This is a genomic window from Rubinisphaera italica, from assembly GCF_007859715.1.
GTDB classification, from domain to species: Bacteria; Planctomycetota; Planctomycetia; order Planctomycetales; family Planctomycetaceae; genus Rubinisphaera; species Rubinisphaera italica.
Genome location: NZ_SJPG01000002.1, coordinates 1 through 24,116, shown reverse-complemented (window position 1 = coordinate 24,116; position 24,116 = coordinate 1). Strand labels below are relative to the sequence as shown.

The 24,116-nt window shown below is 49.4% G+C and carries 18 protein-coding genes; 10 read left to right on the top strand and 8 right to left on the bottom strand.

Annotated elements, in window-relative coordinates; genetic code table 11:
• Positions 1 to 183: 183 nt before the first annotated feature.
• The 5 genes from coaBC to secG all read right to left on the bottom strand — a co-directional run bounded on the left by coaBC (position 184) and on the right by secG (position 3,292).
• On the bottom strand, positions 184 to 738 hold the full coding sequence (gene coaBC, locus Pan54_RS25645; protein WP_146506586.1) for a bifunctional phosphopantothenoylcysteine decarboxylase/phosphopantothenate--cysteine ligase CoaBC: 555 nt from the start codon (positions 736 to 738) through the stop codon (positions 184 to 186).
• Entirely contained in the window at positions 735 to 1,010 is a 276-nt protein-coding gene (locus tag Pan54_RS25640; RefSeq protein WP_146506585.1) for a DNA-directed RNA polymerase subunit omega, read from the bottom strand. Before Pan54_RS25640 ends, coaBC begins: the two co-directional genes overlap by 4 nt.
• Positions 1,003 to 1,611 (bottom strand): guanylate kinase, encoded by a 609-nt coding sequence (gmk, locus tag Pan54_RS25635; protein WP_242631486.1) that lies wholly within the window; start codon positions 1,609 to 1,611, stop codon positions 1,003 to 1,005. The genes Pan54_RS25640 and gmk overlap by 8 nt, the downstream gene beginning before the upstream one ends.
• Before the next feature lie 160 nt (positions 1,612 to 1,771).
• Positions 1,772 to 2,659, bottom strand: a complete 888-nt coding sequence (locus Pan54_RS25630; protein ID WP_146506584.1) for a YicC/YloC family endoribonuclease — start codon at positions 2,657 to 2,659, stop codon at positions 1,772 to 1,774.
• Positions 2,660 to 2,782: 123 nt separating this feature from the next.
• Positions 2,783 to 3,292 (bottom strand): preprotein translocase subunit SecG, encoded by a 510-nt coding sequence (gene secG, locus Pan54_RS25625; RefSeq protein WP_207310275.1) that lies wholly within the window; start codon positions 3,290 to 3,292, stop codon positions 2,783 to 2,785.
• A gap of 537 nt (positions 3,293 to 3,829) precedes the next feature.
• On the opposite strand from secG, the gene Pan54_RS25620 reads away from it, so the two are divergent.
• From Pan54_RS25620 to Pan54_RS25605, 4 genes are all read left to right on the top strand, one after another.
• The gene (locus Pan54_RS25620; protein WP_146506587.1) at positions 3,830 to 5,944 is read left to right on the top strand and encodes a glutamine synthetase III family protein; all 2,115 of its coding nucleotides are present in this window, start codon (positions 3,830 to 3,832) and stop codon (positions 5,942 to 5,944) included.
• 154 nt (positions 5,945 to 6,098) lie between these two features.
• Positions 6,099 to 7,064, top strand: a complete 966-nt coding sequence (locus Pan54_RS25615) for a DUF6528 family protein (protein WP_146506583.1) — start codon at positions 6,099 to 6,101, stop codon at positions 7,062 to 7,064.
• A gap of 849 nt (positions 7,065 to 7,913) precedes the next feature.
• On the top strand, positions 7,914 to 8,759 hold the full coding sequence (locus tag Pan54_RS25610; protein ID WP_146506582.1) for a PP2C family protein-serine/threonine phosphatase: 846 nt from the start codon (positions 7,914 to 7,916) through the stop codon (positions 8,757 to 8,759).
• Between the two features lie 90 nt (positions 8,760 to 8,849).
• Positions 8,850 to 10,094 (top strand): NAD(P)/FAD-dependent oxidoreductase, encoded by a 1,245-nt coding sequence (locus Pan54_RS25605; RefSeq protein WP_146506581.1) that lies wholly within the window; start codon positions 8,850 to 8,852, stop codon positions 10,092 to 10,094.
• Between the two features lie 60 nt (positions 10,095 to 10,154).
• Here the strand turns inward: Pan54_RS25605 and smc are convergent, their stop codons facing one another.
• Both smc and Pan54_RS25595 read right to left on the bottom strand, forming a co-directional pair.
• A complete protein-coding gene (gene smc, locus Pan54_RS25600; RefSeq protein WP_146506580.1) occupies positions 10,155 to 14,036 on the bottom strand; it encodes a chromosome segregation protein SMC in 3,882 nt (1,293 codons plus the stop codon).
• A 124-nt stretch (positions 14,037 to 14,160) separates the two neighbouring features.
• Positions 14,161 to 16,281: a flagellar basal body P-ring protein FlgI gene (locus Pan54_RS25595; protein WP_165442005.1), complete on the bottom strand. Its 2,121-nt coding sequence runs from the start codon at positions 16,279 to 16,281 to the stop codon at positions 14,161 to 14,163.
• A gap of 523 nt (positions 16,282 to 16,804) precedes the next feature.
• Between Pan54_RS25595 and mch the strand changes: the two genes are divergently transcribed.
• The 4 genes from mch to waaF all read left to right on the top strand — a co-directional run bounded on the left by mch (position 16,805) and on the right by waaF (position 21,344).
• Positions 16,805 to 17,761: a methenyltetrahydromethanopterin cyclohydrolase gene (gene mch / locus Pan54_RS25590; protein WP_146506578.1), complete on the top strand. Its 957-nt coding sequence runs from the start codon at positions 16,805 to 16,807 to the stop codon at positions 17,759 to 17,761.
• A 58-nt stretch (positions 17,762 to 17,819) separates the two neighbouring features.
• Positions 17,820 to 18,872: a methyltransferase gene (locus Pan54_RS25585; protein WP_146506577.1), complete on the top strand. Its 1,053-nt coding sequence runs from the start codon at positions 17,820 to 17,822 to the stop codon at positions 18,870 to 18,872.
• Positions 18,873 to 19,211: 339 nt separating this feature from the next.
• Positions 19,212 to 20,177: a type I phosphomannose isomerase catalytic subunit gene (locus Pan54_RS25580; protein WP_165442004.1), complete on the top strand. Its 966-nt coding sequence runs from the start codon at positions 19,212 to 19,214 to the stop codon at positions 20,175 to 20,177.
• A 78-nt stretch (positions 20,178 to 20,255) separates the two neighbouring features.
• The gene (gene waaF, locus Pan54_RS25575) at positions 20,256 to 21,344 is read left to right on the top strand and encodes a lipopolysaccharide heptosyltransferase II (RefSeq protein ID WP_146506575.1); all 1,089 of its coding nucleotides are present in this window, start codon (positions 20,256 to 20,258) and stop codon (positions 21,342 to 21,344) included.
• An 18-nt stretch (positions 21,345 to 21,362) separates the two neighbouring features.
• On the opposite strand, the gene Pan54_RS25570 is transcribed toward waaF, so the two are convergent.
• The gene (locus Pan54_RS25570) at positions 21,363 to 21,869 is read right to left on the bottom strand and encodes a hypothetical protein (RefSeq protein ID WP_146506574.1); all 507 of its coding nucleotides are present in this window, start codon (positions 21,867 to 21,869) and stop codon (positions 21,363 to 21,365) included.
• 361 nt (positions 21,870 to 22,230) lie between these two features.
• On the opposite strand from Pan54_RS25570, the gene cysC reads away from it, so the two are divergent.
• A complete protein-coding gene (gene cysC, locus Pan54_RS25565; protein WP_146506573.1) occupies positions 22,231 to 22,842 on the top strand; it encodes an adenylyl-sulfate kinase in 612 nt (203 codons plus the stop codon).
• A gap of 236 nt (positions 22,843 to 23,078) precedes the next feature.
• On the top strand, positions 23,079 to 23,978 hold the full coding sequence (locus Pan54_RS25560; protein WP_146506572.1) for a hypothetical protein: 900 nt from the start codon (positions 23,079 to 23,081) through the stop codon (positions 23,976 to 23,978).
• Positions 23,979 to 24,116 lie beyond the last annotated feature (138 nt).

Sequence of the window (24,116 nt, the reverse complement as noted above, 5' to 3'; positions counted from 1 at the left end):
AGTGAGGGACTTTGTGGAACACTGTGTCATGAGAAGGCTGCCTGTCGTTTGGGGTGAAAGCTGTTGTGAGAAAACAACTTATCCCAAACCAGGCAGCCTTTTTCCACCCCCGGGTGAGAAATCCGGGCTAGCCCTCTCCCTCAGGAAGAGGGAATTGAATCGGAGATCAATATTGGGTAGCAATTATACCGCAGGTGCAAGCCGTTTGATGATTTCTGCTTCGATCTGATCCGGCTCCGCCATTCGGCCTTTGCCAGTCACCCGGCAACTCAACCAGCCTTCGTCGGGTTCGATGATATTCACACCATCATCAGTAACCTGTTTCAGATTTCTCTGGACGGCTGGTTTGTTCCACATCTCGGAGTTCATCGAGGGAGCAATCAGAATTGGGCAGGTCGTTGCGAGAATTGTTGTGGTTAACAGATCGTCAGCCAGGCCGTGGGCCATTTTTCCCAGCAAATCAGCCGTTGCAGGGGCGATGATGAGTAAATCGGCTCGTCGAGGCAAGCCGATATGCTCCCCCAGGAAATGTTCCCGGGGAGCGAATAAGTCGGTGTAGACAGGGCGATTCGTCAGCGCTTCGAAAGTCGCCTTGCCAATGAATTTCTGGGCGGCTTCCGTCATGATGACCGTTACCGCATAATCCTTTTTGACAAGACGACTGACCAGATCAGCCGTCTTGTAAGCGGCAATTCCTCCGCTGATGCCGACCAGGATTTCCGCACGAGCTTGTGTCATGCCAAATCATCAAGGCCTGGGCCAGCGTCAAAATATTCTTCCACATCGGGAGCGACTTCGCCTTTGATGGCAACATTTCCCGTACGATCGAGATAGATTTTGTCTTCCAGGATTTCCTGAATCACGATTTTCATCAGATTCTTGGTCGGGATTTCGACGAGTGGACGAGCGCCCCGATTCAGAGCGACCATTCGCTTCTGAATGATCGTCGAGAGCTTAAATCGACCACCGACCTTGTTGACAATGACTTCTTCTTTCAGTTCTTCAAGCATGCTCGCAGCACTCCCCGGCGTGTTGACAAAAAAGATCTTTAATTTCTTCGACCGCTCGATCAAGCCGGTCGTTGATGACGGTATATCGGTATCGACTTGCGAATTTCAGTTCGTTTCGAGCCGTTTCGAGCCGTTTTTGTATGACGACTTCATCCTCGGTCCCGCGATCTCGCAGTCTTTGTTCAAATACTGTTTCTGAAGGTGTGGTCAGGAATATCGTGAGGGCTTCGGGATATTCCCGCATCACATTCAATGCCCCCTCTACATCGATTTCCAGCAAGGCCCAACCCCCAGAGTTCCGGGCTCGTTCCACTTCTGATTTCAAAGTCCCGTACCAGTAACCAGTGCGGTAAACCTCTGCGAATTCCAGAAATTCCCCATTCTGCTTACGTTGATCAAATTCTTCTGGCTTCAGAAAATAATAATCCTGACCAGCAACTTCGTGTTTGCGTGGCGGTCGTGTCGTCGCAGAAATGGTTTTCACCAGCTTAACCGGCGATTCTTCTTCGAGGCGCGAAACGACAGTCGTCTTTCCGCTGCCACTGGGACCGGAAATCACAACCACACAGAAACCGATTTTCGAGTTGTCCGACTTATTCACGAATCGGTCCATTTTATGAAGTGGTTTCAAAAAGATGAGAGATCCAGAGCAACTCTCTGCAACACAACAAGTTGCATAGCTTAGCGTAATCCTCAGCAATTTACGATGATTCCACTAAAAATGAAATCAGCTTTGTCGAATTCTGCCCGCGTGCCGCTTCTTATTCGATATTCTGTACGATTTCACGGATTTTTTCGATGGTTGCCTTCATGTCAACCACGCGATGGGAAATTTCGATGTCGTTTGCCTTTGAGCCGATCGTATTCGTTTCCCGGAACATTTCCTGACACAGAAAATCGAGTTTTCGGCCAGCGGAGTTCTTTTCCTGGAGAAAATCGCGAAACTGACTGACATGACTCTGCAGTCGGGTGATTTCTTCTGTGATATCGCAGCGGTCGGAAAAGATGCAGATTTCCCGCAGAATGTCATTCGTTTCGATTTGCACACCCTGATCGGACAGCCATTCATTCACGCGATCTTTGACCCGTTTCCGATAGCTGTCCACAACCAATGGCGAGCGTTCCTGCACTGCAGTAACCGAAGCCGCTACTTCGTCGCAATATCGAGATAATGCATCGGACATTGCCTGGCCTTCCGTTGTACGAAAGACATTGAGCTGTTCCAGTGCTGACTTGAGCGCCACTTGGAAGACAGCCCATTCTTCTTCACCTTCGTCATCAAGTGAGGCCGATTGATCGGCGATGACTCCTGGTAGTGAAAAATAGTCGGATAATCTTTCCGGAGGCTGAATGTGTATCCGCTCAGCTGCTTGACGGGCTTGTTGCACATATTGATTCAGCGTCGCTTCATCGATCACATAGGGACTGACCTGTCGTACCCAGGTAAGTTGTACATTGATCGAAATCGTCCCGCGTTCGAGATAATTCCTGACGAGCCGATCGATCTCGGATTCTTTTCCGTTCAGGGCATCTGGTAATCGCAAATTGAGTTTCAGATACTTATTGTTGACCGCGCGAACTTCCACAGTCGCCTGAATCTGGTCATCCTGATGACGCGAACGTCCAATACCCGTCATACTCAGAATCACGAAATTGTCCTCGCTATTACCCGCTGATTATAGATTGTTTAGAAAATAACTGTAGAGATATTCCGTAGGACAGGCTGGAAGCCTGTCCTACGGAATATCTCTACAGTTGATGATGCTGAATATTTAAGGAGTGGCAGTCGTTCCGGCGGGTGGTGCAGTCTCGGAAGTGCCAGTTTCAGTCGGAGTTGCAGCCGGAGGCTTCATTTCTGGAGTTGTCGAAGTTCCCGAGGGGATACTCAGGCCTTCTGGCAATGACGATTCCAGATCAGACGTCCCAATCTCACCTGGCATTGGTGCATTATCGCCAAGTGCAGGAACATCGGTGTTTTCTCCTGCGGGGTCATCTTTTCCTGGGATCAAGCTAGGATTAACGTCAGCTCCACCTTTGTAGGATACCGTTCGGGACCAACTGATAATGTTGATGCTGAAGCCTGCGACCAACACCCAGATAATGGCCATCCCGACTGTAATTTTTGTGAAGACATCGCCAGCCTTGGTGCCGAATGCACTCTGGCCACCAGCTCCGCCCAGAGCTCCTGCTAATCCCCCACCTCGCCCACGTTGAAGCAGGACAATGACGATCAGCATAAAACTAAGGAACGAAAGCAACAATAACATCAAATAACCGGTCACGCGGAGAAGCTCCTTTTCACCTGATTCTCAAAACAGCATATTCGTGAATCCCGCACGATAGTTTGCATGCGTGATTCTGTCGAGTCTGAATCGTGTTTTCCTTGGGAATACAGGGAAAAGTGAAATTACTCCCGAAGCAGGCCTGCTATATATTAGGCACTCGTGCTTATATTGCATGCACGGCATCGACTTGTTGACTTTAGTCAAAAGTCCATTATTGCGAGAAAATTCACAGTATTCAGTACAAAATACCGTCCGGCATATAAGTTGCAATGCAAATAAATAGACTTGATACGACGCAGTCGTCGAAAATCATGGCAAGGAAGCGGACACCCATTTTTCATCTTTGTGCCGCTACGTCAGTATCCGGCACAGGCTCAGAGAGGCAACCACACAGTGAGTTCTACAACAATTGGTAAATCACAATCAAATGGCCAAGTTCCAACCGGTGCAGGCGGAGTAACTATTAATTCCAGTGGTTCTGCTCGACAGGCGGCTATCACTGCCGTTACGAATTATCAACCAAGTTCCCCTCCGATGAACTTTACCCAGACAACCACTCAGCAGCTGTTCAACGCAAATGTGTTCAGCAAGGCGGTTATGAAAGACCGCCTGCCTAAGCCGATCTACAAGTCACTGATGAAAACTATTGAGTCCGGCGATAAGCTCGATTCCTCTGCCGCTGATATTGTCGCCTCGGCGATGAAGGACTGGGCGATCGAAAAGGGAGCGACTCACTACGCTCACGTTTTCTATCCCCTGACCGGATCTACTGCTGAAAAGCATGATAGTTTCCTGACTCCCAGTGGTGATGGCAGTGCCATTGCCGAGTTCAGTGGCAGCCAGCTGATTCAAGGTGAGCCAGATGGTTCCAGCTTCCCAACCGGTGGTATTCGCCAGACATTCGAAGCTCGCGGATACACTATCTGGGATGTGACCAGCCCGGCTTACATTCTGGAAAACCCGAACGGAACAACGCTTTGCATTCCAACGGCTTTCGTTTCCTGGACCGGTGAAGCTCTCGATAAGAAAACTCCCGTTCTGCGATCCATGCAGGCTCTGAACACTCAGGCACAGCGTATTCTGGCCCTGTTCGGTAAAACCGATGGAGCTCTGGTCTCTTCAACAGCCGGACCTGAGCAGGAATACTTCCTGATCGATCGTAACTTCTTCTTTGCACGACCAGACCTCCTTAACTGTGGCCGAACCCTGTTCGGTGCGAAACCACCAAAAGGCCAGGAATTCGACGACCATTATTTCGGAGCCATTCCAGAACGTGTTCTGGCTTATATGCTCGAATGTGAACGGGAGTTGTTCAAACTGGGTGTTCCTGTCAAAACTCGTCACAACGAAGTCGCACCTGGTCAGTACGAAATTGCTCCTATGTTCGAGTTCGCCAATATCGCGACCGACCATCAGCAGATTGTGATGATGGTGTTGAGTAAAATCGCCACCAAATATGGCATGACCTGCCTGATGCACGAAAAACCATTTGCTGGTGTGAACGGTTCTGGAAAGCACGTCAACTGGTCAATGGGAAGTTCATCGCAAGGAAACATGCTTGATCCTGGCGAAACACCTCACGAAAACGCTCAGTTCCTGCTGATTTGTGCCGCCGTTATCCGGGCCGTTCACTTGTACCAGGGACTGCTTCGAGCCGTGGTCGCTTCTGCGAGTAACGATCACCGACTCGGTGCTAACGAAGCTCCTCCAGCGATCATTTCGATCTTCCTGGGTGATCAGCTGACCGATGTCTTTGAACAGATCAAAGGAGGCGGTGCCAATTCGTCGATTCCACGTGGAACTTTGACAGTTGGTGTCGATGTTCTCCCCCCACTGCCCAAAGATGCTGGGGACCGAAACCGAACCAGCCCATTTGCATTCACGGGCAATCGCTTCGAATTCCGAGCAGTCGGGTCCAATCAATCTATTGCTGGCCCACTGGTTGCGATGAACACGATTATTGCAGAATCTCTGGATTACTGTGCAACCGAACTTGAAAACGCAACAGCTGGAGATCCTTCGAAACTCAATTCTGCCCTGCAGACATTGCTTGCAGACATCATGGAAAAGCATGGTTCAATCGTCTTCAATGGTGATGGTTACTCTGACGAATGGCACGAGGAAGCCAAAAAACGTGGCTTACTGAACCTGAAGACGACTGCTGATGCCTTGCCTGTTCTGAAGGAACAAGCCATCAAAGACCTGTTTTCCAAGTACGGCGTCTTGTCTGGACGGGAACTGGAAAGTCGTCTGGAAACTTACCTCGAACAGTATTGCTTGTCAGTCAAGGTCGAAGCCAACACTACCATTGAGATGGCTCGCACAATGATCTTCCCGGCTGCGATTCGCTACCAGAGTCAGCTGGCAACCACTTGTGCCAACCTGAAACTGATCGGATATGAGTTCGATACCGATACTCTCGATAAAGTCACGGAACTGGTCAAAGCACTTCAGGACAGCATTGTCGATCTGGAAACAGCGATGAGCAATCATGATTGTGCAGACTCGATTGCAGAAGCGAACTACTACTGCAATTCGGTCATTCCAGCCATGAACTTTGTTCGCCAATACTGCGATGAACTCGAAGACTATGTAGCCGACGATATGTGGCCACTGCCAACTTATCAGGAAATGCTCTTCATTCGTTAAGAGTATTTGCCAGGCACTGGCAAATCTAACAACTTCGTCTCCTGCGATGAGATGACCGGTCGGGAATTTGGTGTCATTCCTGATCGGTCATCTTTTTTTATTGCGCCGAGTGTCATTGCGAAATATGAGTTGATCGAAAAGTGAAAGATCAGATATGTATCAATCCCTAAGGATGCTGGCCGTCTTCATTTGTATGCCTCTTTGCACTCTTACTGCTGACTGCCCTGAAGAAGCAGCGATTGTCACTGACGATTTGATTTGCTGCTCGAAAGCTGAAGTTTTCATGATCGAGTCCACTTCCGAAGGGATGGAGTCCCCGAATCACAAATGGAACTGGCAGGCATCGGATTCAACTGAGATTCCCGAAGCGATGCAACCTCGGTTTGTGAATGTGGCTGACTGCAAACCTGTCGGCAAGTTTATACTGGTGGTGTCGTCCTCGAGTGGCGTAGCGATAATTCAGCGGAGTGACAGGAAGTGTATTTTCCACACCTTCGCGACCAATGCTCACAGTGCCTGCCTGCTGCCACAACAACACATTGCAATCGCGTCAAGTTATGGCGGCGATGAAATTGTCGTCTACTCTTATCAAGATATTGCAACATCGAACAACCCAGACGCCCGATTGGAACTCCATGGAGCCCACGGCGTCTACTGGGACAAGCAACGCTCTCGTCTTTGGGGACTAGGTGACAGCAAGCTTATTCTGGTTGCAATCACTGACACAGACAATCGCATGTCACTGGTCGTTGAAAAAGAATGGAATCTGCCAACGAAAGGCGGCCACGATTTATCCCCAGCTCAGGACGGGAAATCATTGTTTGTAACGACCGATACTCAAGTCTATCGTTTCGAGATGACCGAGGAATTATTCAAGCTGGATGAAGACCTTGGTTTAAAGCCAAAAGTGAAATCTGTCGATCAGCATCCCCTATCAGGAGAAATCGTTTATCAGCAGGCCGGCGAAAGTTGGTGGGGAGAAACCGTTCGGTTTGTCGGAAGTGAGCAAACGATTGAAGTGCCCGGAGAAAGATTCTACAAGTTTCGCTGGGATGCTCCTGCGGAACTGCCGGACGCCGAATTTATAAAGAAGTATACACGCATGCCCAGAAAAGAATAATTTGGGGCGGCTAAGCCATACGCAGTTCACAGGTAATCTTGATCCTTAAATCGAAACCTCGTGCGGGATTTCTGTACAAATGCATGGTTCATGTCTAACTGTGCCGCCCGCCATAAGTACTTTAGTATAGATAATTGAGAAGTTGTTGTACGAATTCTAGAGCATATTCAAAATCAGTCTTCCGCGTTCCGCCTGAACAAATGCAACATTTCAGGGAAATAATCGCACATACGAAGGCACATTGCATTTGGAATGTTCTAATAAGAAAGAGCGCGTTTAGGTGAATCCAGCGCAAGCTTCAACAGTTTTCAGCCAATTAGTGCCCTTTCCAATTATATTTTAGGGTGGCACTGGCTTTGCCAGTGCATTGTAACTTCAGTATTAGTCTCGATTTGCACTGGCGAGGCCAGTGGCACACAACCCGAAGTTTTAAGCGGACCAATCCACTGGTTGATAGACGGAATATGATTTCTGGCGATCAAGCATAGATACTCTGTACGACATATCCGTTAACCATGTCAGCGTGCATGTTTACTTGCAATCATGTTGGTGTAAATGGTGGCACTATGACTTTGCAGACGCCCCGTATTCTCTTTTGAAGTGCGCGGAATTGAAGCCTGCTGAAGATTCGAAGTTTTTGTAGGTTTCGTCATACTATTTGCTCGTAGTTGGCTAATGATTGGGCAATCTGATTCTAATTTCCTGGTGCCCACCTGTGTTTCGTCCAGGTTGGGAATAAAATGACCAGTAATTGACTGAACCTGAACTAACCAGGTGCACAATTGTAAATCATCATCGATAAATACGTGATATCGATTACGGCATCGAATCGTCCTGGAAAATGGCCTCATGAATCAGCAAACCCCACAAACAACCACCATGGCCTGTATGGAAGTTTGGGGTGGAAATTCTTCGACAAGTTCTCAATTTCGCGTCCCGGGCCTGGATTTACTGGTATACAGTCAACCTACCGGAGAGGAAGATTTTGGCGGCGATGTTTATTATGTTTCCTCCTGTGCATCTGGTCGAATAACGCGGCTCATCCTCGGGGACGTGAGTGGTCATGGTTTGGAAGCCTCACCGACGGCTTCCAAACTTCGAGATATTATGCGTCGCAATATTAATCACATCGATCAATCGCGACTTGTGAAGGCTGTGAATGAAGAGTTTGAATCCATTTCGTCATCAGGTCGATTTGCAACTGCAATTATCAGTACTTACTTCCAGCCGACCAAATCTCTGACCATCTGCAATGCTGGCCACCCCAATCCTCTGATCTACCGAGCGTCGACGGGGCTCTGGCAGTCGATGAAGGAGGAAACCTCTGCAGATCTTTCGAACAATATGCCTATTGGGGTGATCGAGAAGTCTGAATTTAACTCGATTCGCTTGAAGTTTGTTCCCGGTGATCTTTTTCTGGCTTACACAGATTCCTTAAGTGAAGCATTTGACTCGTCAGGAAAGAGACTGAACACAATAGGCCTGATGGAACTTGCGAATTCGATCCCCCTCACTTCACCCTCTGAGTTTCTTAACGAATTTCTGCATCAATTACGGTCACTGAATTCTGAAAATCTGAGCACGGACGATTCAACCATCATCTTGGCGCAGGCAAATCATGAAACCGTCTCGCTTAAAAATAACCTGATGGCTCCGTATCGTTTCTTTAAAGGGCTAATGCCCTCCCGTGATTAATGCGGAGCTTTTCTTGAGACTGACTCGGATTGATTTTCATTGCCAGTATCGGGTCTCACAGGAATCAGAAACTTTCCAAGAAAAAGACACATGAGTGATCCCGTAGTTATCATCGGTGCCGGACTTGCTGGCTTGACTTGCGCATACCGACTTCAACAGCAGAATATCGACTCGATCATTCTGGAAAAATCGGATCGCGTGGGAGGTCGAGTGGCGACTGACGAAATGGATGGGTATCTGCTGGATCGAGGATTTCAAGTTTTTCTGACAGCCTATCCTGAAGCTCAATCGATACTCGATTACGAAGAGCTGGATCTGAAATCATTTGATCCCGGAGCATTGATTCGTGTGAACGGGACTTTTCAGAAACTTTCTGATCCATGGAAGAGACCGCTCGATCTGATGACAACAGCATTTGCCCGCGTTGGGACGATCTCGGACAAGCTCTTGATCAGTAAATTAAGAGCTCTTTCTACAAAAGGATCTGTTGAAGACCTGTTTGAGCGAACTGATATTAGCACTTCTGAAGAATTGAAACGACTCGGCTTCTCAGACCGAATGATCAACCATTTTTTTCGACCTTTTCTTGGTGGTGTGTTTCTCGATTCTCAATTAGAAACATCTGCTCGAATGCTGTATTTCGTGTTTCGAATGTTCAGCCAGGGGCAAGCCACTTTGCCAGCACGAGGTATGCAGAGAATACCGGAGCAAATTGGCCGTCATCTGCCTGAAGACTCGATTCAGCTCGGCACAACGGTCGATCGAATTGAGGGCAAGAATGTCGTTCTTGCTGATGGGAAACGTATTTCTAGTCGATGCGTTGTGGTGGCTACGGAGCAGCCTGCGGCGGAAGCTTTTCTGCCGGAACTTCAATCGAAGCGGAAGCCCCGCTCGGTCACCTGCCTTTATTTTTCTGCAGAAAAACCTCCCGTTCAGGAACCGATTCTGGTGCTCTATGGTGAGAAATCGGGATTGATTAATAATCTGTGTGTGCCGAGTCAGGTCTCTGCTGAATATGCTCCTGCAGGTCAGTCCTTAATTTCTGTAACGGTTCTTGATGCTCCAGAAAATAACAATGAGTTACTCAGAGATGTGCAGATCAAGCTGGCAGAATGGTTTGGGAGCGTGGTTGTGCATTGGAAGCATTTGCGCACTTATCGGATTCCTTATGCGCTTCCGAATTTCACTGCACCCGCATTCAATCCTCCACAGCAACCTGTGAAGCTGCGCGATGATATTCTGGTGAGTGGGGACTATCGGGTGAATGGATCGATCAATGGAGCGATGCAGTCCGGAAGAATGACCGCAGAACATATTCTCCATGAGATATTATAAGACGAATGTCGCCTACTCAGTCTCATCATCATGAGAATACGGACGCATGGCTCATCGGATTTAAGCCGCCTTGTTCTCAGGCGATGTATTAATCTCGCCGTTCTCTCCGACATCCTCGAAGCGGACTGTCAATTTTTTCGAGATGCCGGCTTCTTCCATCGTGACACCGAAGATGCGGTCGGAGGCGGTCATAGTGCGTTTGCGGTGGGTGATGACGATGAACTGGGTTTTGTCTTTGAACTGTTTGATGACGTTGGCGAAGCGGTCGATGTTCGCTTCGTCGAGAGCGGCATCGCATTCGTCGAGAATACAGAACGGGCTCGGGCGGCTCTTGAAAATTGCGAGCAGCAAGCCGACGGCTGTCATCGTTTTTTCTCCACCAGAGAGCAGGCTGATACTGCGGAGTTCTTTGCCGGGAGGACGCGCGACAATTTCGATGCCGCATTCGAGCGGATCGGAATCGTCTTCCATAATTACATCCCCTTCGCCACCGCCGAAAAGTTGCCGGAACAGTTCCTGGAACTGAGAGCGGATGGCGGTAAAGGATTCGACAAACATCCGTCGACTCTCGTTATTGATTTTGCGAATGATGTCCTGCAACGTCGCCTGGGCGTGTTTCAAATCCTGCAATTGAGTATTGAGGTGACGGAATCGGTTTTCAAGTTCATCGAGCCCCTGTAAAGATTCAGGATCAACCGCACCGAGGGCTTTGATTTTCTTGCGAAGTCGTGACACTTCCCGGTCGATGTCGTCGCGAACATCCTCGAAGTTTTCCTCAGCCGATTGCCAGGCCCAGACAGGAGCCTGTGCCAATACAGCGGCGAGATCAGATTCGTCTTCGATGATTTCTTCGGTTTCCGTTTGATCCGTAGATTCCCCTTCTTCAGCAGAGACTTCGCTCAGGACTTCTTCCACTTCGGAATCGGTATCGTTCTGATCGTCTTCGCTGACAGTTTTATGGGTGATCAACTCAAGTGCCTGAATTTCTTCTCCCCGTCGGAAGGCTTCGTAAGGTTCGTAGGAAGAGACGCCCGCATTAATTAATTCGGGAATGGAGACCTGGTATTCTTCGCCGAGTTTTTCGAGCAGGCCGTCAAGTTCGGTGTCGATATCGCGGCGTTCGATGCGCAGGTCCTGAACGACCTCTTCCTGAGCGCGTCGTTTATCAGTGATTTGACGTGCCTGTTCGTTACTGCGATCTCGCTTGACCTGAATTTCTGATCGTGAACGTCGAGATCGTTGAGCGTCGATCTGTAGTTGTTCGCCGATCAGGAATAGCTCCGCCAGTTTGGATTGAGCGTTCAGGATTTGCAATTCGAGTCGGCTGCGTTTCTGTAAGGCGGCATCCTGACGCGACATTGCTTCGCTGTATTGAGCCTCTCGCAGTTCGCGATCTTTTTGCAGACGATTGAAAACGAGTTCGACCGAACTGAGTCGTTCTTGGATTTTTGTCAGTTCCACTTTCACCTGATCGTGCTGATGATTGATCTGGCGTTCCTGATCGCGCAGGTTAGTTACCTGCTCGACCAGATGTTCGCCATTCTGATTCAACTCGGCTATTTGCTCGGCGAGTTGAGTCAGTTCCTGCTGCTGGGATTCGCGTTCTGCAATGACGGATGTGAACTGTTTATCGAGCGATTCGAGATCGCTATCAATGCGGGATTGATCTTTGAGAACGCTCTCCAGTTCACTTTTTCGAGTGACCAGTTGCTGTTTCAGTTCAGAGAGTTCAGCCGTTTGTGACTCCATCCATTCCTGCGCATTCGCCAATTCTTCGCCGAGACGTTTTAACAGGGCGTCGAATTCATCCGTCTTTTCATCCAGTCGATTGATGTGACGAGAGAGAGCGGTTAATTCCTGTCGAATCCGCAGGATTTCCGAACGCCGTGAAACGACAGAACCTTCCGCCTGAATGGTTCCGGTTTGAATCACTCCATCATGACCGAACAGGTCACCCTGTTCGGTTAAAAACTGAGTTCCATGCGGGGCCTGCACAGCAAAACGTCGAGCAGAATTGAGTGAATCGACAATCCAGGTATTTCGTAACAGTCGTTCGACGAGTGGTCGATACAGATCTTCGCAACGAACTAGCGTATCGGCTCGTGCAATGACATCGGACGATTGCTGCAGCGTTTGCAGGAATTCTTCATCGACATGCTGGGTAGAATAAGGTTGCGATTTCCCTTGAGGTAATTCTACAAAACTGATGCGACCTTCAAATTGTGTGCTTTGACGATCCAGGTATTCGAGAACTGGAGCGAGTTGATCAACAACGACCATCTGCGAACTGCCATTGAGGGCGATTTCAATCAGAGGAGCATGTTCGAGATCGCATTCGAAGAAGTCGACCAGGATTCCGAGCACATGTTTCCAGGGCGTAAGCGGGCTCTTGCGAGCGCGTTGCAGGATTTCCTGGACGCCGATGCTCAACCCGAGTTGACGCTGTTCCATATCTTCGAGTAACCCGAGTCGCGCTTCCCAGGCGGAACGCTGTTCACGGTCGACGGCTTGCCGAGTGACGATGGCCGAAAGTTGTTCTTCGAGGCTGCGACGACGTTTGAGGATTTCATCAATGCGGCGTTTGTGCTCGCTATGCTTCGCGACGGCTTCGCCGTAAACGCGTTCCGCTTCGGAAACGGCTGACTGACGCTGCTCGATTTCCGTCTGCAGGTCAACGCGTTCCTGTTGCAGTCGTTTTTGAGCAGTCAGAATGGTTTCCTGACGACTCGTCAAATGTTTCAACTGACTTTCAGCCGTCGCCTGTTCCCGCTGACGTTCACCCATCAGTCGACGTTGCTCGTGCTGTTGTTGCCGAGCTTCTTCAATGGCTTGAGAAAGCTCTTGCAATGAAGCGGTACACGATTCCTGCTCAGCTTGCTTTTTCGCGACCGCTTGCCGAGCTTCTTCGCAAAGTTCGTTCTCTGTGCGAATCTCGTCGTCAATATCGTGAACACGTCGCTTCAATTCGGAGCGTTGTTTGCGCAGCAGTTCCGCTTCGCCAGCAACTTCGCGGGCGCGTTCGTATTGATGCCGCAGGGAGGTCTGCAGACTGGATCGCTGCTGCATCAAGGTCGAGAGTTTCGATTCCGTTTCCTGCAGATCCTCGTCAGCTTGTCGATAGCGGTTACGTAACTGTTCGCGCTCGGCTTCAATGCCCGATTGTCGTTCCTGGGATTCTGCGAGTTCCTGACCAGCGACTTCGGCTCGTCCAACGACTTCCTGTTTTCTGGCAGAAAGGATGCGAAGATCGTCGGCGATAATGCCAAGATGTAGAGCATCGTACTGTCTACTGAACTCGCGATATTTGGCGGCTTTGCCGGCTCGACTGCGACAGGCGTTGAGCTGAGTTTCGACTTCATCGACGATGTCTGTCAGACGCAATAAATTCTGGGAGACTCGTTCGAGTTTTCGTTCGGCATCGACACGGCGAGATTTGAAGCGGCTGATTCCGGCGGCTTCATCGAACAGTAAACGTCTGGTGGAGGGATTTCCCTGCAGAACCTGACCAACGCGTCCCTGCTCAATAATACTGTAAGCAGAGGTGGCTGCTCCGGTCCCAGCGAATAGATCGCGGATGTCTTTGAGGCGGGAGGTGTCGCCATTGATGAGATATTCCGAATCGCCCCCCTGATAAAGTCGACGCGTGATTCGAACTTCATCGTAGGGAGCCGCGAGAATGTTCTGTGTGTTGTCGAAGGTGAGCGTCGCTTCGGCAAATCCGCTGGCTTTGCGGGAGCGGGAGCCGTTGAAGATGACGTCAGCCATGTTCTTGCCACGAAGACTCTTAGGGCTTTGATCCCCGAGCAGCCACTTCATCGCATCCACAACGTTACTTTTTCCCGATCCATTCGGCCCAACAACGCACGTAATCCCCGGCGCGAACGCAAATGTTGTGCGGTCGGCGAAGCTCTTGAAGCCGAAGACTTCCAGGGATTTCAACATGACGGATTTCTGACAATAAAATCAGTTCGGCGGGGACCGAACAGAAACGGAGTCAGCCCTCGAGACCACACTTGCGGTTTTGAGGGCTGGACGACGATGCCTGTTGTAGACAGGCCTGCGGTTTTTATTCTTCCTCCTGCTCGGGATAAACCAGTTCCCCGTGCGTTTTTTGTTTCATGAACGTTTTCAGACGTTTAATCGGGTTGGATCCTCGTTCGACCGGTTCAGGTTCTTTCGAACTTTCTGCGGATTTCATTTCCTGCTCGCCGTCTGCATCCGGTTCAATTTCGGTCGCAGTCGGATCTTCGATGATTTCTTCTTCCAGGATTTCTGTCGAGAGAATCGGCTTGGTGGCTTCCTCCTCGTTTTCTTCACTGATTTTGGTGTAAGGGTTCGGCGTCATGTTAGAACGACCAACTTTGGTTTTCTTACCATTACTATTGGCTTGATGAGGTGTATTCCCATCGGGTTTGTCTGGTCGCTGATAATACCGACCGGCTTCTGGCAACATATCGATTCCAATTGGACCTGGCAGATTCAACTGGCGTTCGGCCTGAACGAGCATCTGGGCAATATCGGGATAACTGGCTCCCATTTCGGCAGCAGCGCGAATGACATCGGCGATATTCGTCGAGACAACCTTTCGCTGATCGGGTTCACCAATGCGATACTTGCTGATGACCACCTCGTTGGAGCCGGGAGCACTATTGACCATGATATGTGGTCCCGCTGTCAACGCGAGTGGAGTGTGGAATTGCAGTTTGTCGCCAAAGAGAACGATTTCGGCTTTCTGCCGATGTGTCAGATGAATCATCGGCTCGCCACCAATTTTCAACTCGTGGAGTTTACATTGGTCATTGAGTAGTTCACCGCGTGCAAATGGTTCGTTCTCATCAATCGTGGTCATCCCGCGGAATGCCCCATAACGAGTTTCCAGAAGAGGTTCGTCCATGAGCTGACGTAAGTAGGCGAATGTCTCTCCTTCTTCAACGACGGTCATTGCGGTTAGAGCAAACACGCGGAATGCGGGAACATCCCGAGCCGCAATATACAGTGTTTCGAGCCCGGCAGGTTCGCCGAGATAGGACAACGCAACGGCGGAATGAAAACGGCATTCAAAATAGTCAGCCGTCAGGCCATTTTTGAGCATGGGAATCGCATCAGGGCCAATCGCTTCGAGCTGCAAAGCGGCTTGTTCCGCTTTTTCTGGAATCAACAACTCTTTTTCAAGTCGCTCGAGTCGAACCTGGCGTTCAATTTCGGTTTCGCGGAATGCAATATTCTGAATCACCTGCACGTAACGGGGGAAGTTGTCTTTGTAAGCGGGATGAATTTTCAGAACGAGTTTCTGATCGGTTTTAGCTTTGGCAAGTGGCTCGCGTTTTCCATAGCTGTCGTAACTGAAGAATCGCACGCCAATTCTTTGTGCAACACGTGTCGAGTTACGCACACTGCGGAATTCGTTTCGCATGAACAGATACATATCTCGATTTTCAAATGCGACACCACCGCCGACAATGTGACCGCGTTTCAGCAAGCTGCTGGAAGAATCCTCGCCGGTTGAAACCAGGATGGGGCCACTCCCTTTGGCGCGGGCTTTTCCTTCCAGGACTCCTTTGCCAGCAACAATGGCCCGTTCGGTCAGTTTGCATTCAAGGAGCCAGCCACCGTTCAGGCTGGTTGTTTCACTGCCTTCAGGCAATCGAACTTCGATATCAAATTTTTCGCCCGGCGAAACCAATGGCGGCAAGTAGGCACGAACGATGACCAGAGCAGTCGATGGGGAACTGATAATGCGGTTGGGATCTTCAATGTCCCGTCGTCGCATGTCTTTGAGCAATTCGGTTCGATATTGTGATGGTGGCGGATCGCCTCCGGTTCCATCCAGGCCAGAAACTAAACCCACCCCTTCCAAGGTGACCAGATTCAAACCTGAAACGACAACATACTCGCCCAGAAACGGAGGGTTGATCACCTTCGGCTGATCGAGATTGAAATCGTCTTCAAAGGAATCGCCCTTGTCGTTGCCCTGAGCCGTTTTGAATTCCATCTTTTTCAGCATGGTGGGCATCATCAGGTTCATATCTGAACAGCCACAGACGATCACGAGGATCATTAGCGAGAAGATAAAGCCGATGCGCGGAGCACAATACGCCGCTTCTTCACGATCAGTGATTGTGACAGGGTACATTTTTGGACGAACCGGAATCTCATGGATCGAGGCGTCGCGATGATATTCGGACATGGAGCATATCCTGACGGAACGGGGCATCATCTCCAGATTGGAAACAACAAACCATTCGTGATGAGGGAGGACTAACAGGTAGGAAAAGTTTGGATCCGCAAAGCAAACAGTCGTTGCCTAGAATCCATTCAATGTGAAGGGATGTGAAAAGTAAGCGACAAGGCTGAGTCGGTCAAGACATTCTTAAAATGGGGTCTTGTTGAAGAAAATGACCGACGAAAATGCCCCAAATTGACTGGAATTTGTAGATTTGACATGCAGGGATGGCTCAGAATCGATCAATCGCCTGGGGGGACGGTTGTTTCAGGAAGGCGAAGTCGCGAAGATGGTGAGCGCGAGACTTTCCATTCCTGGAAATCCTGAACAATTAGAACGTCAACTGAAATACAATCGAATTTCATTACGTAAGTAATGCCACCCATGTTGATTTCTTTGATGAGTTGCGTTCTCCAATTATGTGCGGATTTATTATTTTCTATCTGAATTCGCATTCCCTCTCATATTAAAACTTAGAAGCCCCATTATGGCGACAATTTTAAATGCCCGAGCCTGGGATCTTGTTGACAGCATTGTCGAAAATCCGGGAGATCTCCGAACAGAAATCGAAGAACTCGACTGCGGAGCTCGGATTCTTGACTTTGGAGTGAAAGCCTCGGGAAGTTTGTCTGCCGGGCTGTTGCTGGCAAAGGTTTGTACGTCCGGGTTGGCCGATGTGACCATTCATACGGGTACGATCGGATCTGTGAATTGGCCGATGATTCAGGTCACGACCGATTTTCCGGTGCGAGCCTGCCTGTTCAGCCAGTATGCCGGTTGGGAAGTGAAAACCGAAAATTATTTTGCCATGGGTTCGGGGCCAATGCGGGCCAATGCAGGTCGGGAAGAGTTGTTTCATCGGCTCGGCTATACCGAACATTTTTATTGCAGTGTGGGAGTCCTCGAATCGGATCAGCTACCGACTTCTCAGGTGGTTCGCGAAATTGCTCACAAAGCGAAAGTCGAACCACGGAATCTGATCCTGCTGGTGGCAGCAACATCCAGCATTGCAGGAAGTTTGCAGATCAATGCCCGCTCGGTCGAAACAGGTCTGCATAAGTTGTATGAACTGGGATTCGATATCCATCGCATTAAATCCGCAACCGGCACCGCTCCACTTTCTCCTGTCGCAGTTGATACCATTACTGCAATTGGACGGACAAACGATGCGATTTTATATGGCGGTATGATCACTCTTTATGTGACCGGTGACGACGCCTCGATTGAAGAAATTGGCCCGAAAGTTCCTTCTATTGCATCGACAGATTATGGGCGACCTTTCGCGGAAATCTTCAAAGCGGCCAATGGAGATTTCTATAAAATTGATCCCGCTCTGTTCAGCCCGGCTCAGGTGGTTTTTCAGAATATCGAAACGGGCAAAGTTCACTGGTTTGGCAAGTGCAACGAAGACCTGTTGAGACAGTCGTTTGGGATACGTGACTAAAGTTGCAGGTCAGGCACAGCCTGACGAAATCGACTCACTCTTTTGCGAATGACCTCACATGCTTAACACCGATTCCATTCTCGATCCCACTCAACTACTTGATGATCTGCGAGCCGCTTATTTGTCGCAGTTATTGGTGGCTGGAACAACGCGATTTGATGTCGGTAAACTCCTGACCGCTGGTCCACTCTCTTACGAATCCTTGCGGGAAAAACTCGGTTTGCAGGAACGTTCGGCCACAGTGTTATTAACTGGGTTATGTGCTCTAAACGTCTTGCAGGTCAACCAGGATAATCTCGTCGAACTGACGGCGTATGGTCAAGAAAAACTCTCGCCGGAATCCCCTTTTAATCTGCGAGGTTACATTGGACTGGGAGCATTGGGAGCCGATGTCCAGATGATGATTACCCGACTCGAACAGGATTCCCCGGGCGGTGATATTTCCTTTGTCTATCATGATGATGCCGGGCCTTCTGCTTTGGATGATCCTGAAATCTCGGATGCGTTAACGCGGGCGATGGCGGCACGGGCACGGAATGTGGCACCAGCTGTTGCTCAGCAACTTGATCTCTCCTCTTGTCGACATCTTCTGGATGTTGGTGGTGGGCACGGAATTTATTCCCTGGAGTTGTTGAAGAAGTTTCCGAACCTCAAAGCGACAATCATTGATCGGGAATCACCGTTAAAAGTTGCGAAAGAATATGCCGCTGAAGCGGGTGTGAGTGACCGGGTCGAGTTTTGCTTCGATGACATTCACACGTATCAGAATCAATCTGAAGCCGATGTCGTATTGATGGCAAATATCCTGCACGATTACAGCGAGCAGCATGCCCGCAAACTCGTCAAACATTTTGCGAGCCAACTTCCTGCTCAGGGACGAATTGTCATTCTTGATGCCTTCCTGGATTCCATTCCGGAGGGAGCTCCTCCCGTTTCAACGGGACCTCGTCCGGTCGCTGCTTACTCGGCAATGTTATTTTCGGTTTGTGAGGGACGTTGCTATCGGCTCGATGAATATCAGTCCATGCTTTCAGATGCCGGGCTGAAAGTCGATGAAAATGTTGGGCTTGTTCCTGCACACGGTTGTCTGTTGACAGGATTTTCAAGTTAGAACTGAAGTATTGCTAACGCCAGCCGTTGTGTACGTGCTTGTCATGGACAACTTATTCCCAGATCTCAGGGAGGACTTTGGGAACGAGGGAAATTGATAAGAGGTCGCGGATGAAGAATTTCATGCCGTCCCCTCGCTGACGCGTCGGGTTATGATTTCACAGGAAGTTTGCAAAAGTAGATCGTTTTTTTGATTTCCATAGACTCTGGCACTGTTTCACGAAGTAGAAAACAGACAGATAATCATCTATTTCCGTATTTGTGAACCGGAGATAGAATCTGCGGCATGACACAACTCACACTGAATAGGACTCCGCCTGTCAGGCGGGAATTGGATTGCATGGAACCGCTACAATTTACCCCCATTCTCAAATGCAGACGTTGGGGAGGGCGAAAACTTGGGGATCGGCTGGGAAAATCTCTGGAGGAACGCCAGGACTATGCCGAGAGCTGGGAAATTTGCGACATGGGGGAATCCCAAAGCGTCGTTCAATCGGGGCCTCATGCAGGTAAAACTTTGAATGAGTTAGTTAAAGAGTCTCCTGAGGAATTCAGCGAGGTTAACCAGTTTCCGCTCTTGATGAAATATCTGGACAGCCATCAAGCCAGCTCTCTACAGGTTCATCCCAATGACGATCAGGCGATGAGAATTGCGGGAGAACAAAACGGCAAAACGGAAGCCTGGGTGATCCTTGAGGCGGCAAAAGACAGCTGGCTGTATGCCGGGCTAAAATCGGGCATTACTCGAAACGACTTCGTCAAAGCCCTTGCTGCCGGAAACATCACGTCCTGTCTGCATCGTATCGAGCCGAAACAAGGCGAGGTTTATTACATTCCCGCTGGAACAATTCATGCTCTTGGAGACGGGATCCTTGTGGCTGAGATTCAGCAATCCAGCGATTTGACGTATCGCATTCATGACTGGGGCTGGGTTGATGAAAACGGCCAGCCTCGGGAATTGCATCTGAAAGAAGCTCTGGAATGCATCGATTTTGAATGCGGTCCCGTGGAACCGGTTTCTTCCGGCTTGAGTCCGCAGAATAATTCCAATCAGTCCGAATTTCTGATCGATTCCCCGTACTTTCAGGTGGAACGCTTTTCGTGTCCGAATTCGCGGACGATTTCTGAAGAAAATCAATGTCGCATTTTGATGGTGCTTGAGGGGGCTTGTAAAATTGCCACTGACGCAACAAGTTACCGTTGTGAAACGGGCTCAACCCTATTGTTGCCTGCCAGTTGCCCTGAGGTTGTAATCGAGTCCGAGACTGATGATGGCTGTCAAATCCTGCTGACTCGCGTCGTTTGAGTTGATCTTGCCTCAAAAAAACGGCTGCGATTATGATGGTCGGATAATTCTATCATATTCTCTGGCCGGTGCTGATTTATGTCTGATTCGCGGATCGTCAAACTGTTCAATGAGATCGACCCGAAACGGATTGTGATCATCAAGCCGAGTGCTCTGGGAGATGTTGTTCAGACATTGCCTTTATTGCCGGTCCTGAAAAAGCGTTTTCCGAATGCGACCATCGACTGGGTGATCCGCAGTGAACTGGCGGGCCTGATCGAAGGGCATCCCGATTTGAATCAGGTGCTGATTTATTATCGCAAAGGAACATTGACTGATAACTTCAATCTCCTGAAACAAATCTGGAGACAACGCTATGATTTAACACTCGATTTGCAGGGGCTATTTCGGACAGGATTAATGACAGCCGCGACCCGCTCGCGACTTCGCATTGGTCTCGAAACGGCTCGCGAGTATTCTCATCTAACCTGTCATGGATTGTTACCCGAAACAGATAAACAAGTTCCCGCACATGCCCGTTACTGGAAAGTTGCAGAAGCGCTCGGGGAATCCGGTCCCGCTCCATCAATTACACTGGGATTTGAACCAGCCGATCGACAAGTCGTCGATGATCTGATCAACGAAATCCCGCAGCCATTTTTTGTAATTCACCCCGGAGCGATGTGGGTAACAAAACGCTGGCCGATTGCCTCGTTTGCAGAAATCGCATTACGCACATGCAAAGAATACGGCATGTCGCTGGTTGTCGTCGGGACCGCAAGCGAGAAACAGGACGCGGAAAGCATCTGTCAGTTTGTCCGGCAGAAATCACCTCATCAGCAAGTTTTGAATCTGGCAGGTAAGACCTCACTCAAACAACTGGCATTGGTTCTACAGGCCGCGGAAATAGTTTTGACGAATGATTCCGGACCCATGCATCTGGCAGCAGGTATGGGAACTCCGGTCGTCGGTATCTTCACCTGCACTTCAAAAGAACGCTCCGGGCCACCGGGCGAGCATCATCAGTTGATTCAGGCTCAGGTTCCCTGTGCCGCCAGTTATCGGAAAGAATGTCCAATGAAAGGATCCGCGAACATGCAGTGCATGTCCGCAGTCTCCATTTTTCAGGTCTGGTCGAGCATGCAGAAAGCGATTCAGAAGAATCATCTCGGCAACCGAGTTGCTTAATGCTCGCGCGATTGATTCTCAATAATTCAGTTCCCATTCTTTGCGAACCGAATACAAGCCTTTCGTGCAGACATCGTAGAGTTCACTTAAACGTCGCAAAATGGGAGCTTCATTCTCATACGGATCCTGCTCGAACGTGCTGGCGATGTAGTAGGAGCGTTTACCCTGTTCGCGGTAATCAAGCAGATGGTCTTTCCGATCAAAGCCTTTCAGGAATTTCAACGCCTCGGGATAGACTCCTGACCAGAAGAGCGTGAAATCGCCAATGTGACGATGAATTTCCCGTTTGGGACGATCCCGGCAGTTCTCGGCTTCGATCAGCATTCCCGCGATTTCTTCGAGACGTTTTCCAGTCGGATCGCGAAATTTAAAAATGCTGTCGTTGCGTACGAAGCGTAGCATGAGTTGCGTGAGATAATCGACGACATGCGGATCCGCCACGCCGATTTCTGTGTAGAACGTATTCTCGATGAGCCCCGCGAAGAGATTCTTCAACTGGTCATCACCAGATATTATTCTCACCATGGCCGCATTCCTCCGTTGGTGCCGGGTGAATGGATGGCTGGCAACCGCGGCATTCTTGCTGAGTGATCCGGTCCTGTTCGGGCAGATCCACTTTACGGCTGCAACAGTCGGTCTTAAACCGCTTTTTGAATTGAGTCTGACTGATTTCTGCGACTCATTTCAAGAACGGTTCCCAATTCATTTTATGAGCGAGGTACGATTCAGGTCAATTTGTATTTATTTTGAGACGAAACGGGCTTTCCACGTGTAAAATCTTTCCCTAACATGCTCATTCTATTGTATTTCGGACAAAAATACCTGTACTGATGATGCCTGTGGGCATCGAATTTGTGATTTTCAGACAATCAAGTGAAAGAAACCGATGACTGATCAGAAAGCTACGAACGTTACCTGGCACGACCACACAGTGACAAAAGTCGAGCGACGCAAATTGATGGGGCACAAAAGTGCCATCTTGTGGTTTACTGGATTGAGCGGAGCTGGCAAAAGTACTGTCGCAAACACTGTCGATCACCTCATGCACGAGAAGGGAATTCACACTTACGTGCTCGATGGCGACAATGTTCGTATGGGGCTCAACAAAAACCTCGGCTTCTCTGCAGATGACCGAACCGAAAATATTCGCCGAATTGGTGAAGTGGCCAAGCTCTTCAGCGATGCCGGCATTTTCGTGCTGACGGCTTTCATCTCTCCCTACCGTGCCGACCGCGACCGCGTTCGCGAAATTATGGGCGAAGGCGAATTCATCGAAGTCTATGTGAATGCGTCACTGGCAACCTGTGAAGAACGTGACCCTAAAGGTTTGTACAAGAAGGCTCGTGCAGGCGAAATCAAAGGGTTTACAGGTATCGATGACCCTTACGAAGAACCAGCCAAAGCCGAAATTACTCTCGATGCCGATACAAAAAGCATCGACGAACTGGCTCAGGAAGTTGTCGCCTACCTCGACGCCAATGGCTATCTCTCTGCGTAATCTCATCAAGTGATGAATTGCAAAGATGCTGAAAACAAAACCCCGTCTTCAATTAGGCGGGGTTTTTTATTGGAAGATTGGATTCGAGGAATGAATCCAGATAGTATTAAACCGAGTTAGAATTTAGTTTTACAAGCACGAAGCGCAAGCGAGTGAGTCAACCTGAAACGCACACTCGCTTGCGCTTCGTGCTTGTATTATCCAATACCATACTAATGCCCTAGCGAAACACCTACATGGCTGATCGCCGCGACGATTCTTCAACGATTTATGCTCCCGAGATGCGGGTGACGCGATACGATCGTGTCAGCTCCATTTTGATCGCCGGGGTGATTGGTCTGATTGTCTGTGTCTCTGCTTTGACGGCGACCTGGTTGTTCAATCGCCCTGCTCAAACCTCTCAACCGATTCCTGTCGAGCTGATTGAATTTCCTGGTGGGGTGGAAGACGGAGCCGTCGATGAAACCTTGCTGGTCGAATCTCCCGAAGACCCGGTGCCCGATGCGTCTCTCGAAGATGTGCAGCAGGAAGACGTGGAAGTCGAGGAAATCTTTGAAAGCGTAACCGAGTTGGCCGATGTTTCTGCCGAACAAATGCTGCGTCAGTACGAAACCGATGCCCAGTCGAGTGGAAACGTCGGCAGCCGTGAAGGTTCCGGTCGTCGAGCATTAGGTGCAGATGGCGGACAGTCGGGCTTACCTCGCGAACAACGCTGGTACATTCAGTTTGCCAGTCAGAAAGATCTTGAGGTCTATGCTCAACAATTGGAGTTCTTCGGCATTGAACTCGGAACGATTCAAGCCGATGGAACTTTGGTGTATCTCTCGAATCTGACACAGAACCCGCCTTCGATTCGTAAAACGACATCGGGTAAAAATGAAGGTCGCATGTATATGACCTGGCAGGGAGGTCAATTGAAGGCAGCTGATCAGGATTTATTTCGTCGAGCCAGTATCGATGTCTCTGCTTCCCGAGTGTTGCATTTCTATCCGCCGCGAACCGAGGCTATGCTCGCCCAACTCGAACACAATTATGCCAATCGGTCTGCAACCGATATTCGTCGAACTTATTTTGTCGTCGACAGCACACGCGATGGCTACGAATTTCGGGTGAGCAGACAGTCGTATTTTCGTTAATGAAGATACCTCGGGTGGCCCCGAAAGATTCTTTCAGTGCGGTCTTAGAATTTACGCTCTCACACCCCTCATATTGTAGCGTATGAGCGTTATGTTCATATTGCTGCACCCCACTTGTCCCGTTTTTGTCCCTGTTGT